10 protein-coding genes and 1 rRNA gene are annotated in these 12,813 nt (G+C 42.1%); 6 read left to right on the top strand and 5 right to left on the bottom strand.

Annotation, left to right across the window (positions count from 1 at the left end; all coding sequences use genetic code 11):
• Positions 1-102: 102 nt before the first annotated feature.
• From mdtD to FTV04_RS04465, 6 genes are all read left to right on the top strand, one after another.
• Positions 103-1,494, top strand: a complete 1,392-nt coding sequence (mdtD, locus tag FTV04_RS04490) for a multidrug transporter subunit MdtD (protein WP_111884839.1) — start codon at positions 103-105, stop codon at positions 1,492-1,494.
• Between the two features lie 77 nt (positions 1,495-1,571).
• The gene (locus FTV04_RS04485) at positions 1,572-2,357 is read left to right on the top strand and encodes a GH25 family lysozyme (RefSeq protein WP_180088835.1); all 786 of its coding nucleotides are present in this window, start codon (positions 1,572-1,574) and stop codon (positions 2,355-2,357) included.
• A 59-nt stretch (positions 2,358-2,416) separates the two neighbouring features.
• Positions 2,417-3,430, top strand: coding sequence for an MBL fold metallo-hydrolase (locus tag FTV04_RS04480; RefSeq protein WP_180088833.1), 1,014 nt, complete (start codon positions 2,417-2,419; stop codon positions 3,428-3,430).
• 63 nt (positions 3,431-3,493) lie between these two features.
• Entirely contained in the window at positions 3,494-4,549 is a 1,056-nt protein-coding gene (gene dinB / locus FTV04_RS04475) for a DNA polymerase IV (protein WP_180088831.1), read from the top strand.
• Positions 4,550-4,784: 235 nt separating this feature from the next.
• Positions 4,785-6,101, top strand: coding sequence for a shikimate transporter (gene shiA, locus FTV04_RS04470; protein WP_180088970.1), 1,317 nt, complete (start codon positions 4,785-4,787; stop codon positions 6,099-6,101).
• Positions 6,102-6,130: 29 nt separating this feature from the next.
• Positions 6,131-6,487: a RidA family protein gene (locus FTV04_RS04465; protein ID WP_180088829.1), complete on the top strand. Its 357-nt coding sequence runs from the start codon at positions 6,131-6,133 to the stop codon at positions 6,485-6,487.
• 81 nt (positions 6,488-6,568) lie between these two features.
• Here the strand turns inward: FTV04_RS04465 and FTV04_RS04460 are convergent, their stop codons facing one another.
• The 5 genes from FTV04_RS04460 to rrf form a co-directional block, all read right to left on the bottom strand.
• The gene (locus FTV04_RS04460) at positions 6,569-7,111 is read right to left on the bottom strand and encodes a DUF2726 domain-containing protein (protein ID WP_078189487.1); all 543 of its coding nucleotides are present in this window, start codon (positions 7,109-7,111) and stop codon (positions 6,569-6,571) included.
• Between the two features lie 434 nt (positions 7,112-7,545).
• The gene (locus FTV04_RS04455) at positions 7,546-9,957 is read right to left on the bottom strand and encodes a YgiQ family radical SAM protein (protein WP_180088827.1); all 2,412 of its coding nucleotides are present in this window, start codon (positions 9,955-9,957) and stop codon (positions 7,546-7,548) included.
• 227 nt (positions 9,958-10,184) lie between these two features.
• Complete coding sequence (locus FTV04_RS04450; RefSeq protein WP_180088825.1) at positions 10,185-11,015, bottom strand: M48 family metallopeptidase; 831 nt, start codon at positions 11,013-11,015, stop codon at positions 10,185-10,187.
• Positions 11,016-11,330: 315 nt separating this feature from the next.
• Positions 11,331-12,530 carry an MFS transporter gene (locus FTV04_RS04445; RefSeq protein ID WP_180088823.1) on the bottom strand — a complete coding sequence of 400 codons (1,200 nt, stop codon included), beginning with the start codon at positions 12,528-12,530 and terminating at the stop codon, positions 11,331-11,333.
• Positions 12,531-12,707: 177 nt separating this feature from the next.
• Positions 12,708-12,813, bottom strand: a 5S ribosomal RNA gene (gene rrf / locus FTV04_RS04440); the annotation flags it as partial.

The following is a 12,813-nucleotide window of genomic DNA, read 5'->3' as shown; positions in this document are numbered from 1 at the left end:
GCATTTTTCTTGCAATTTTTTGGCTCAATTATGCAAAGCTTTTACTACATCCGAATGGCAATATTCATTTAAACTGTTTAAAAATCTTAGCTTTATTGACTTATGAATAGCACGCCAACGCATCAGGCTTTACAACCCGAATTTAGACTTCTAGTGCTATTGGTCTCTATTGGCTTTTTTATGCAAGGCCTGGATACGACCATCGTCAATACCGCAATCCCAGCGATGGCAAGAAGTTTGGGCGAAGACCCGCTTCAAATGCATAGTGTGGTCGTGGCCTATGTCTTGTCTGTCGCAGCGTGTATTCCCTTAAGTGGTTGGTTGGCCGATCGTTTTGGTGTACGAAATACGTATTTCACAGCCATTATTATTTTTACGTTAGCATCGCTAGGCTGCGGCATGGCAAATAGCCTGAATGAGCTGCTGGTTTATCGGGTAATTCAAGGCATAGGTGGCGCATTACTGCTACCTGTTGGGCGTTTGGCAATGCTCAAAGTGATTCCTCGGACACAGTTTTTATCGGCTATGAGTCTGATGAGCCTTGCCGGTTTGATGGGCCCCTTAATTGGCCCTACCCTTGGCGGTTGGATGGTGGAAGTCGCAACATGGCATTGGATCTTTTTAATAAACATTCCAATGGGGCTGTTAGGGGTTCTTATTACCTTTAAAGCCATGCCCAATGTGACCGAACCGAGCGTACAACGCTTCGACTTTATGGGTTTTTTCTTATTGGTCGTCGCCATGGTGGGTTTATCGTTAGGCATTGAAAACTTTGCCAGCCCGCATCTGCCGCTATGGTGGAGCCTGCTTTTGGTCGCTGCAGGCATCATCGCCAGTTTGATCTATGCCTTTCATGCACATACCCATGCCAATGCGCTGTTTCGCAGTAAATTATTTCAAAATCGGATCTATGCCATTGGCATTATCGGCAACTTCTTTGCCCGCCTTGGCGGCAATGCCATGCCATTTTTGATTCCCTTAATGCTACAAGTGGCTTTTGGCTTTGAGCCCTTTATCACAGGGTTATTGATGATACCGACTGTACTCGGTTCATTGGCATCAAAACCGATTATTCGTCAAATTATTCAACGCTTTGGCTATCGCAAAGTGTTATTGGTAAATACCTTCTTGGTCGGTGCCTGTATTTGCAGTTTTGCACTCTCTACGGCTGAAACCCCCACTTGGTTACGTGCCTTACACTTTTTTATTTTTGGTATTTTAAACTCGCTGCAATTCGTTTCGATGAATACCTTAACCCTCAAAGATTTACCCCAACAAGATGCCAGCAGTGGCAACAGTTTCTTATCGATGATTATGATGGTTTCGATGAGTATCGGTGTGGCTTTGGCAGGGACTTTAGTCAACGTGTTTACGGCCTATTATGGTCCTGCACAAATCGAAACAGCATTCCATAGCACCTTGATTTTACTCGGCTGCATTAACCTGATTACCGCAGCGATTTTTTGGCAGATTCCTAAACATGTGGATGTCTAAACCTGTGTCATCGGGCAAATCTATGACAGATCAGCCCTTAAAGGGTTATGATAAAATGGATACTTGGATACATTTTCATGCCTAAAAAAGCCAAATCACGTACCTCTAAAAGTTCACTCAAAAAATACAGCCCGATTATTGCACTCAGCGCTATCAGCGGCGTCATGGTGGTGGCTGGATTAGGTTATTTAGCCGTGATGCCGCATCGCCCTGCATCTGCAGAAGAATATCCCGTCAAAGGCTTTGATGTTTCCCATCATCAAAAAGATATTCAATGGTCAAAAATTTCACCTAAAAAATACCAATTCGTTTATCTTAAAGCCACAGAGGGTGGTGATTTTAAAGATCGGAAATTTCAAGATAACTGGTTACAAGCACGGGAAAACGGCTTTTTAGTTGGGGCCTATCATTTTTACCGTCTGTGCCGTGATGGCAAGATTCAGGCGGAAAATTTTATTGCTTCCGTGCCGAAAAAAGCCGATGCCCTTCCTCCCGTGATTGATTTGGAATATGACACCAACTGCATTAACACCTACAGCAAAGAGCAGTTACTCAAAGAAATCACTTATATGCATGATCGCTTGCACCACCATTATGGCAAACAACCGATTTTTTATACTTCGAAGTCTTTTTATAATATTGTCTTAGCTGGCGAGTTTAAACAGACGCCGCTGTGGGTCCGCGAATATAAAGGCCCACCCGATCTAAAAAACAATCCGAAATGGCTGATTTGGCAACATACCAATCAAGGACAAATTCAAGGTATCTCGACCACTGTCGATTTAAATGTATTTTCAGGTGATGCCAAGGCATGGACTGATTTTTTAGACAAAAATGGCGTTTCCCCGATCAAACCCCGTTGATTTATTCACCGACTCAGGACAACATCGAAGCAAATAATCCATGAAAACTGAGTCGCAGGATGCGTATTTTAAAAACTTTTCTTATTATATTTTCAGTCTTTATAATCCTCGCCATCGGGATATTGGCTTATTTGATCCAACCTTCAGGGACCTTGGCAGCGTTTAAAACATGGCATTATCAACATCCCACACAAATCACTACAGATACTCACTCAGCGGCGCCCTATCACGTAAAGTTCTTTGGCGTTTCGACCTTACTGTTTGACGATGGTCAAGAGCAAATCCTCATCGATGGCTTCTTTAGTCGACCATCGCTCAGTCGGACCATATTCACTCAGATTCAAAGTGATCGACCTTTATTACACAGCTATATCGACCAATACGACTTAAAACGCACACGTGCTATTTTCGTAACTCATTCACATTATGATCATGCGCTTGATATTCCAATGTTGGCCCACCAGCTCCCCAAGGCCATGATTGTCGGCTCTAAAAGTACCTTAAATATCGCACGGGCGATGCCAATCGCTGAATCACAATTGCACGAAGTTCAAGCTTGGCAACCGATGCAAATCGGTAAATTCACCATTACTGCAATCCCCTCGCAACATACTCCGCCAACGGCCGTTAATGATGATTTGGGGGAAGAAATTTCGCAGCCATTGCAACTCCCTGCACATTTTAATCAGTTTAAAGAAGGTGGATCATATGACTATCTCATCCAACATGGGCCACATTACAGTTTAGTCAAAGCCAGTACAGGTGCTGTGCCCAAACAGTTGCAAAAACTAAAAGTCGATACCTTATTTTTAGGCATCGCTCAGCTTTCCAAGCAAACGGCAGCGTTTCAACAGCAATATTTCAAAGAAACCTTAGCGACTCTTCAACCCAGCACCGTGATTCCAATTCACTGGGATAATTTTTTCAAACCACTGAATCCAGAGCTCGAATTTTTACCTCGCTTTGCCGATGACACCCCTCAAAGCCTAAATCTATTGATACAGTCGGCAGCAGCTCAAAACACCAAGGTGGTTTTACTCAGTCAACCTGTGTCGTTCGAGTTAAAAAATTGAGGAAAGCGCTGGATTGACTGTGCGATACTGAAATTCAATTTTTAGGCACTGATTTATCTAGGCATGAGGAAAATCATACATATCGACATGGATGCATTCTTTGCATCAGTAGAGCTGCGGGAACGCCCCGAACTCAAACAGCTTCCTGTTGTTGTGTCTTCACATCACCCTCGTGCGGTCATCTGTGCCGCGTCCTATCTTGCACGTGAATTTGGTTTACGTTCTGCGATGTCGATGGCACAGGCCCGTAAACTCTGCCCACAAGTCGTGGTGATCGAACCTAATTTTGAAAAATATCGTGCCGTTTCGGCGCAAATTCATGCCATTTTTCAACGCTATACCTCGCTGATTGAACCACTATCTTTAGACGAAGCTTATTTGGATGTCACAGAAAATTTACAACACATTCCGAGTGCCACTGAAGTCGCTATGCGAATTCAGGCAGAGATTTTACAAAGCACTGGTTTAACTGCCTCTGCAGGTGTCGCGCCCAATAAATTTTTGGCTAAAGTCGCTTCTGATTGGAACAAACCCAATGGCATTTGTATTATCAAACCATCACAAGTTCTGCATTTCATCCATGACTTGGCACTGAAAAAAATTCCTGGTGTGGGAAAAGTGACTCAAGAAAAATTAAAAGCCATGCAACTCAATACATTAGGTGATTTACAACAAATTGAAGAAGCCGTTCTGATTCATCATTTCGGTAAATATGGACGACAACTCTATCTGTATGCACAAGGCATTGATGAACGACCGGTCCAATCTAGCCGTGAACGTCAACAGATTTCCAAAGAAACCACTTTTGATGATGATCTCACATTGAGCCAATGTCAGCCCTATTGGCCCAAACTGATTGACCAAGTCTGGTCTAGTTTAGAAAAAAAGCAGTTAAGCGCGCGCGGTGTATCGGCCAAATTAAAACTCAAAAATTTCCAAGTGCTACAGCACAGTAAGAGTTTTAAAACATCGCTGAATAATCGTGAAGACCTTGCGCAGGTGTTACAGCAATTACTGCATGAAATGCATATTTCTGAGGAAGATCAATTTCGCCTGATTGGCATAGGGGCCTATCAATTAAGTGCGCAAAACAAAGAAGCACAACTTTCGCTGCTCTAAAAACTTCAAGAAGATCGTATTTGCTTAAGATTTAGGCAGAAGAACAAAATTAAAGCAATTTGCTATTCACAAAGCCTAAAATTAGAGTACTCTATCAGCGCACTACATTATCCGTGTATGCGCTGAGATGCTGAAAATCACCTTTACTTTCAGCATGCTGTCCTGTGATTGGTGTGACGATCAAATCCGAATATTACAGGGCAACTCTGTTGTCAATCATGAAATACCCCGCTGTATGCCTTCTGCAAAAACTGCTCCAAATCCTCAAAATATTTCACAAAATCAAGAACAACGTGCTCGTAAAGCCGCATTAAGTAGCTTCATTGGTGCCGTAGTCGATTGGTACGATTTTTTACTTTATGGCATTGTTGCCGCACTCATTTTCAAAGATCAGTTTTTCCCTAGTATTGGCAACAATATGGGCACGCTTGCTGCTTTAGCCACATTTGGCGTCGGCTTCCTGTTCCGTCCATTAGGCGGCATTGTGTTTGGACATTTTGGTGACAAGCTGGGTCGTAAGAAAATGTTGGTGCTCACCGTCATCCTGATGGGCATTTCTACTGTCGGCATTGGTTTACTGCCCAATTTTTCGGCCATCGGTTGGTGGGCCCCGATCCTGCTTGTGACACTTCGAGCAATACAGGGTTTTGCGGTCGGTGGTGAATGGGGCGGCGCTGCTCTGATGGCCGTGGAAAATGCCCCGAAAGGCAAAAAAGCCTTTTACAGCAGTGGTGTACAAATTGGCTATGGCGTCGGACTTGTTCTTGCAACAGGCGCTGTGTCGTTGATTATTGCCACTTTGGGCGAAGATGCTTTTGCTGATTGGGCATGGCGAATTCCCTTTATTGCCAGTATTGTCTTGCTGGCTATCGCGATGTGGATTCGACGTGATCAAGACGAATCACAAGAATTCATCGACAATGTGGTCAAAGCTCGACAAACGCCGCAAAAATTACCGATTCTGCAAGCGATTAGCCAACACCCCAAAGCCTTTTTTTACATTATTGCGCTGCGCCTGACCGAGTTACTCACCATGTATTTGGTGACGAACTTTGCACTGAATTATTCCACCTCTCAATTGGGTATGGACAAGCAGTTCTTCCTCAATATCACCTTAATGGTTGGTGCAATTAGCTGCTTCAGCATTCCCCTCTTTGCGTGGCTAGCAGATCGATTTGATCATCGTAAGATGTGTGTGCTGGGTGGCTTAATTGGTGCGCTTTCTGCCTTTCCATTCTTCATGGCCCTTGATGCTCAAAATACTTGGCTGATTATTGTCGGTGCAATTTTCCTTGCCAATATTGCCCATGATATGGTGGTGAGTGTACACCAGCCGATTTTTACCTCCTTGTTTGGTACCGCCTATCGCTACAGTGGCGCAGGTGTCGGCTATCAAGTGGCCAGTATTATCGGTGGTGGCTTTACCCCAATGATTGCAGCAGCTTTGGTGATTTGGGGTGATGGTTCATGGCATTATGTGGCAATTTACCTTGCTGTCGGCTGTTTATTGACGGCCTTAGTTGCAGCTACAATGCCTAAAACTCAAGATTAAGTGACCTTTTTGCTTTCAGGATATTCCGCATGACCATCCAACGCCTGCATGTTTCAAAACGCTTCTCCGAAATCGCTATTTCCGGTCAATTGATCCATTTAGCAGGTCAATTGGCAACAGACCTTGATTTAGACATCAAAGGACAAACACAGCAAACATTTGAGATCATTGATCAATTTCTTGCAGATGCCGGTACAGATAAAAGCCAGATTATGTCAGTGACCATTTATCTGAAAGATATTGAACAGGATTATGCCGCATTCAATGAGGTATGGGATGCGTGGGTGTCAGACATTGAAGCATTACCCAGAACTTGTGTTGAAGCCAAATTATACGACCCGCGTGTACGGGTAGAATTAACCGTCGTAGCCGTTAAGCCTGAATAATCATTAAGCCTAAATAACCATTAAAAAAAAGCATGTCTAAAGACACGCTTTTTTTTGCAAAAGGCTTTGCTCTTTGAATCCCTAAGATCCAATAATTTTGATCTTTTTACGTTCCAAATCTGAATATAAATGATATTTTTTCAAATCATTAACCGGTACAAATGGCGCTTGTACACGCTGCTCATTCAAGAAATCTTCGCGTAATTGAACGTACTCAGGCACATCATCATAACGAATGACACGATAGCCTGCCAAAGCGAGCAAAGCATCTTGATATTGCGACTGCTGCATCCGTTTGAGTACCATTGGATCATCTAAAGCGACGATCGCTAAGATTTGGTGCTGTTCATCGAGGACGACAAAGTCCGCCACCATATTTCGATACTTGTTCCGCGTCCGATAATATTTCGTGGTCAACAGTGCATCAAAAGACACATGCGCAAGGATTGTATGCTTAGGCAAAATTTCTTTTAAACGCGTGTAGGTTAATTGCTCATTAATGTTGAAAATAGCACGTTGTTTCAATGCGCTATCTTGTTGCTTAGAATCACCTTCTAAACTTTTCCAAGCCATTATGAGCACACAGAAGAGTAAAATACTCCCTATTACTATGTATATAGTCATCTCATAATCCTTTATATTTCTTATATTTTTGGTTTTTGACATACTTCTTATGAATACGAAGTATACAACCAGTATTATTTTTTTAATTTCCTATTAAAAAAAATAACTCTAACTTTCACACAATACGTATTTAAACTGACAAAAAGTTGCAAACTTAAAGCGTCAAACATCACATGCCACTTCGTTCAGAGTAATAGCATCCATTGCTATATACAGATACTTTAGATCATTCGCTAAAACGACAGCAAGTGCATTTCCTCTCACTGTCAGACTATTCCGATAAGCTGTCAAATTTTGCTCGTATTTCATTGAGATAACCGACACACATATGGCATTGAGCTTGTAACAGCATATAAAAATGCAAATTGTCTGATGCTGCCGAGCATAACACCCATAAAAAAAGACACCGAAGTGTCTTTTTTTATCTATCCATTTTAAGCGCGTGATTTAGACTTCGATTTTCCTTTGGGTTTCGAACCGCCAAAAGGTTTTTTCGCTTCACCCGTTTCACGCGGCGGCAGACCAGTATGCTGCGTCAAAATTTGACCACGCTCAGGACGCTTCTTGGTATTTGAAGGACGCGATTGAGCAGCCTTCGTCCGATTACCTTGTTCGCCTGTACGTTTTTGTGAATCACCCGCAATGCTTGAGTTCTTTTTACGTGCAGATTGGTATTGGCCCTCAGCACTACCCGCAGGCTGATACGTCGGAATCAAATGCTGTTTTGAGTTCCCGATCAGATCCTGACGCCCCATTTCTTTGAGCGCTTCACGTAGCAATGGCCAGTTGTTTGGATCATGGTAACGTAAGAAGGCTTTATGCAAACGGCGGCGTTTTTCACCTTTCACGATATCGACATTTTCGGTATAACGCGCCACTTTAGCCAGCGGGTTTTTACCGGTGTAATACATGGTCGTTGCAGTCGCCATTGGTGATGGATAGAAGGTTTGCACCTGATCGGCACGGAAACCATTCTTCTTCAGCCAAATCGCTAAGTTCATCATGTCATAGTCCGTCGTACCCGGATGCGCTGCAATAAAGTAAGGAATGAGATACTGCTCTTTCCCTGCTTCCTTACTGAAACGATCAAACATTTGTTTGAAACGGTCATAGGTCCCGATCCCCGGTTTCATCATCTTCGATAATGGACCTTTTTCGGTATGTTCAGGCGCAATCTTCAAGTAACCGCCGACGTGATGTGTCACCAATTCTTTGACATATTCTGGGTTTAACACCGCAAGGTCATAGCGTAAACCAGAACCGATCAGAATCTTTTTAATCCCCGGCAATGAACGTGCTTTACGGTATAACTGCGTTAAAGGTGCATGATCGGTATGTAAGTTTTGACATACACCCGGGAATACACACGACGGCTTACGGCAGTTCTTTTCAATCTCAGGATCTTTACATGCCAAACGGTACATATTGGCCGTTGGGCCGCCTAAGTCAGAAATGATCCCAGTAAATCCCGGTGCGGTATCACGAATTTTTTCAACTTCACGCAAAATCGATTCTTCAGAACGGTTTTGGATGATACGCCCTTCATGCTCTGTAATTGAGCAGAAGGTACAGCCGCCAAAACAGCCACGCATAATGTTCACAGAGAACTTAATCATGTCAAAGGCAGGAAAACGCGCTTCACCATAAGCTGGATGCGGCAGACGCGCATACGGCAAGTCAAACACATAATCCATTTCTTCTGTTGTCAATGGAATCGGCGGCGCATTCAGCCAAACATCACGCTCACCATGCTTTTGCACCATCGCGCGCGCATTGCCCGGATTGGTTTCCAAATGCAAAATACGGTTGGCATGTGCATACAGTACAGGATCATTCGCCACATCTTCATAGGCAGGTAAACGAATCACCGCCAATTCACGCGGCGGCAATTTATGCTTAATGGCTTTTGATGCAGGCTGCAGCTGCACGATTTGCGTGTCGGCGTCTAAATTATCACCTTCACGAACAATCGGATTTGCTACCGCTTCTTTTTGGAAGCCTTGATATTGCGTAACGCTGTCTTTGCCTTTTTCGATTTCACAGCCTTCAAGGTCTTCGGTCATCACATAAGGGTTAATGATCGGATCGACACGGCCAATCGCATCGACATCATTCGATGCAATTTCAACAAACTTCGCTTTTGAAGCCCGGTTATTTTTATTCACAATAAATGCCGTACCGCGGACATCCGTAATCTCTTGGATTTTTTCACCGCGGGCCAAACGATGCATGATTTCCGTGATTGAACGTTCACCATTACCATACATCAATAGATCGGCTTTCGAGTCCATCAATACTGAACGGCGGACTTTGTCTGACCAATAATCATAATGTGCAATACGTCGCAGCGAGGCTTCAATACCGCCCAATAATACAGGCACATCTGGATAAGCTTCACGCACACGCTGGCAATAGACTGTTGCTGCACGGTCTGGACGTTTATTCGGTTGATTATCCGGAGAATATGCATCATCCGAACGGATTTTACGGTCTGCCGTATAACGGTTGATCATCGAATCCATGTTGCCGGCAGTCACGCCCCAAGCAATATTTGGTTTACCCAATACACGGAATGCTTCTACACTAGTCCAGTCTGGCTGAGCAATAATCCCGACACGGAAACCTTGCGCTTCAAGGGTACGGCCAATGATCCCTGAACAAAATGATGGATGATCGATATACGCATCACCACAAACCAAAATAAAGTCGCAGCTGTCCCAACCGAGTTGATCCATTTCTTCGCGTGACATCGGCAAAAATGGCGCAGGGTCAAAACAAGACGCCCAATATTTGTCGTAATCAAACAACGCTTTTGGCGCAGTCTGCATAGTATAAGCAGTAGACATGGCTAGCAATTCTCGGCTGGCAGATGGAATGATCTGAAAAAAGATCAAAGAAGATGAAAGCCGATCATTTTACCATGAATTCCAATCATCATGCTTGATTATAATTTATACAACAGCTACAGAATCATTGAATTGTTTTATATAGACATCACATTTAACAGCGCTATTGCACGACTTTAAAACTACATATATAAATCATTTTGATCAGGGAATCAGTTTCAATAAACCTAGAATGTGCTATGAGTTATCGCATTTTTATTCAACATTAAAGCCTGCGCCTGTTGAAATTGAATGTGCATTTCAGGTAAATATTTTTCAATATAAATCTTACGCTTATCTATACTGTCTTGAGTCATCAATGGTTTTACATCAAGCATTTGACGGCGTGCCGTTTCCTGCTGATATTTTTGCCAAAAACTCAATGCTGCATTTGGATCAAAGCCAGCTTTCGACATCAGATCAAGTGCAAGGACATCTGCTTCTAGTTCAAATTTTGAAACTTTAGGCAAAAAAACAGCTTGCCCAGTCACACTACTGGCCGCAGTAGCAAGCGTACCGATACCCGCAGTTGAAGAAATCATCGCCACCTGACTAGCAAACAGCAAGGAAATCTTCTCACGATGATGATCACGCAATGCATGTGCCATTTCATGCGCCATCACAAATGCCAATTCATCTTCAGTCAGCTTTAAACTCCAGTACAAACCCGTATTAATGACAATTTTCCCACTTGGAAAACCATGTGCATTTAAATCTTTATTTAGATTCCCACTGACTTGCCAATCCCATTGACTCGAACCATGGCGGTAAAACTCCGCATTTTGCTTGAGTTTATTTAAAACTTGATCCAATTTCGGATCAATGATCAAAAGTTGCTTGTCTTTCGCCTGATGAATAAATTGTTGATAGGTTCTATCTGCCTGTTTAGTTAATAACTTTTGAGGAACGATAAAAAACTGTTTTCGCTCTGCGCCTGCTGTCCCTAAATTCGTGGTACTTGTACAAGCTGAGATTAAGATAAAAACCAAAGCCATCATTAAAATAGTTATATTTTTCATAATCGCCTTCAGTTTAAAACTAATGATGATCTATTTATAATTCCAACTAAAAATAAATGCAAAAACATTCAGAAAATACACATAAACATTAAATATCAATGACTTAAAAATATAATAAATTTTAAAAATGATAACCAAAAATATTTTATTTATTATATTGTGATGCGTTTCATTATTATGAGGCACCTTTTAAAAGGCATATTAGACCAAAGTTGTATAATCATAAAAATAGTAAATTCCGCCATTTTTATAGCGTTATTTATATTAAAAAATAGATGTAAAACGAATATTAAATAATAGCTTATTCACATATTTCTATTTTAATTTATTCAATTGTATTGCTAAAAATAAACCGATCATCAAGATAACAGCAATAAAGCTCGTCAACCCAATCCAACCAGACATCTCCCAAACCAAACCACTACTACTACCCAAAATACTAGAACCTAAGTAGTAGCAAAATAAATACAGAGATGAACCTACGGCACGGTACTGCAGGGATTGAACCGAAATCCAACTACTTGCCGTGGAATGTGCTGCAAAAAAAGCAAAAGTGAATACAATCAGCCCCAAAATGACTGACCAAAATGCCGGAATGAGCATGATCAACAGCCCCAACAACATCATGATCAGCATCGAAGGTAAAACTTTTGCCCGGCCAAAGCGTTTCCCCCAACTTGCAGCCCGAGGTGAACTATATATTCCTGCCAAATATGCTATGGAGATTAGTCCAATCCATGTTTGAGAAAGTTGATAAGGTTCTTCTAATAGGTGGTAGCTCATATAGTTAAATATAGAGACAAAACATCCCATGAGGATAAAGCCTTGAAGGAATAAAATTCTCAGCTTTGGATCTGCTAAATTTTTAACGAAAGATTCATAAAATCGGTTGAAACGAATGGGATAAGCTTGAAAATGTTGAGATGCCGGAAGTAATAAAAAGAACGCTGTGGCTATACATAGGTTAATGATACCGATAATCATCATGGCATTTTGCCAACTAATATAGTCAATCAATACCCCTGCAATGAGACGACCACCCATTCCGCCAATAGCGGTACCTGAAATATACAGGCCCATTGCAAAGCCTATATCTTTTTGCGCAATTTCTTCACCTATATAAGTCATTGCAACTGCAGCAACGCCACTCACACTTAATCCGATCAGCACGCGATTCAATAAAAATATTTCCCAAAGCGGAAATATGGAACTGATAATTGAAAGTGACGCCGCCAAAAATAAAGCAGTGACCATCACAGGCTTGCGGCCGAATCGATCTGAAATCAAACCGGTGAAAAGCAGCCCTATTGCTAAGGCAATGGTAGAAAAAGATAAAGGAAAACTGCTATGTGTCGGACTGACATGAAAATAATCCGCAAGGATGGGCATCATCGGTTGTACACAATACAACGATGAAAAAATTGCGAAGCCTGCTAAAAATAAGGAGAATAAAATGGCAAGAAATGACCGTGTGCCATATTCAATATAAGGAGAATTTGAAGCTAAATCAGACATAAGCTTTCCATCAATGACATGGATAGTATACGCCTTTCAGCCTTTAATTTAAAAATCACATAAAAATGAATGAAGCTTTTCTTCTATATTTCTACTTTATCTTTTCCTCTTTTTCTTCCCTTTTCATCACACATAAAAAAACACCCCCTGAGATATCAGGGGGTGTTTCGAATAATGAGCTGGCGATGACTTACTCTCACATGGGTAACCCCACACTACCATCAGCGCTAAGAGGTTTCACTTCTGAGTTCGGGAAGGGATCAGGTGGTTCACTCTTGCTATT

The organism is Acinetobacter sp. YH12219, from assembly GCF_013417875.1.
In the GTDB taxonomy this organism is placed as follows: domain Bacteria; phylum Pseudomonadota; class Gammaproteobacteria; order Pseudomonadales; family Moraxellaceae; genus Acinetobacter; species Acinetobacter amyesii.
Note: the sequence above shows the minus strand (reverse complement) of the source record. Positions and strands in the feature narration are given on the sequence as shown.

Coding starts and splice junctions, on each gene's coding strand:
- mdtD (WP_111884839.1), top strand. CDS start 103: ATGAATAGCACGCCAACGCATCAGGCTTTACAACCCGAATTTAGACTT.
- FTV04_RS04485 (WP_180088835.1), top strand. CDS start 1,572: ATGCCTAAAAAAGCCAAATCACGTACCTCTAAAAGTTCACTCAAAAAA.
- FTV04_RS04480 (WP_180088833.1), top strand. CDS start 2,417: ATGCGTATTTTAAAAACTTTTCTTATTATATTTTCAGTCTTTATAATC.
- dinB (WP_180088831.1), top strand. CDS start 3,494: ATGAGGAAAATCATACATATCGACATGGATGCATTCTTTGCATCAGTA.
- shiA (WP_180088970.1), top strand. CDS start 4,785: ATGCCTTCTGCAAAAACTGCTCCAAATCCTCAAAATATTTCACAAAAT.
- FTV04_RS04465 (WP_180088829.1), top strand. CDS start 6,131: ATGACCATCCAACGCCTGCATGTTTCAAAACGCTTCTCCGAAATCGCT.
- FTV04_RS04460 (WP_078189487.1), bottom strand. CDS start 7,111: ATGACTATATACATAGTAATAGGGAGTATTTTACTCTTCTGTGTGCTC.
- FTV04_RS04455 (WP_180088827.1), bottom strand. CDS start 9,957: ATGTCTACTGCTTATACTATGCAGACTGCGCCAAAAGCGTTGTTTGAT.
- FTV04_RS04450 (WP_180088825.1), bottom strand. CDS start 11,015: ATGAAAAATATAACTATTTTAATGATGGCTTTGGTTTTTATCTTAATC.
- FTV04_RS04445 (WP_180088823.1), bottom strand. CDS start 12,530: ATGTCTGATTTAGCTTCAAATTCTCCTTATATTGAATATGGCACACGG.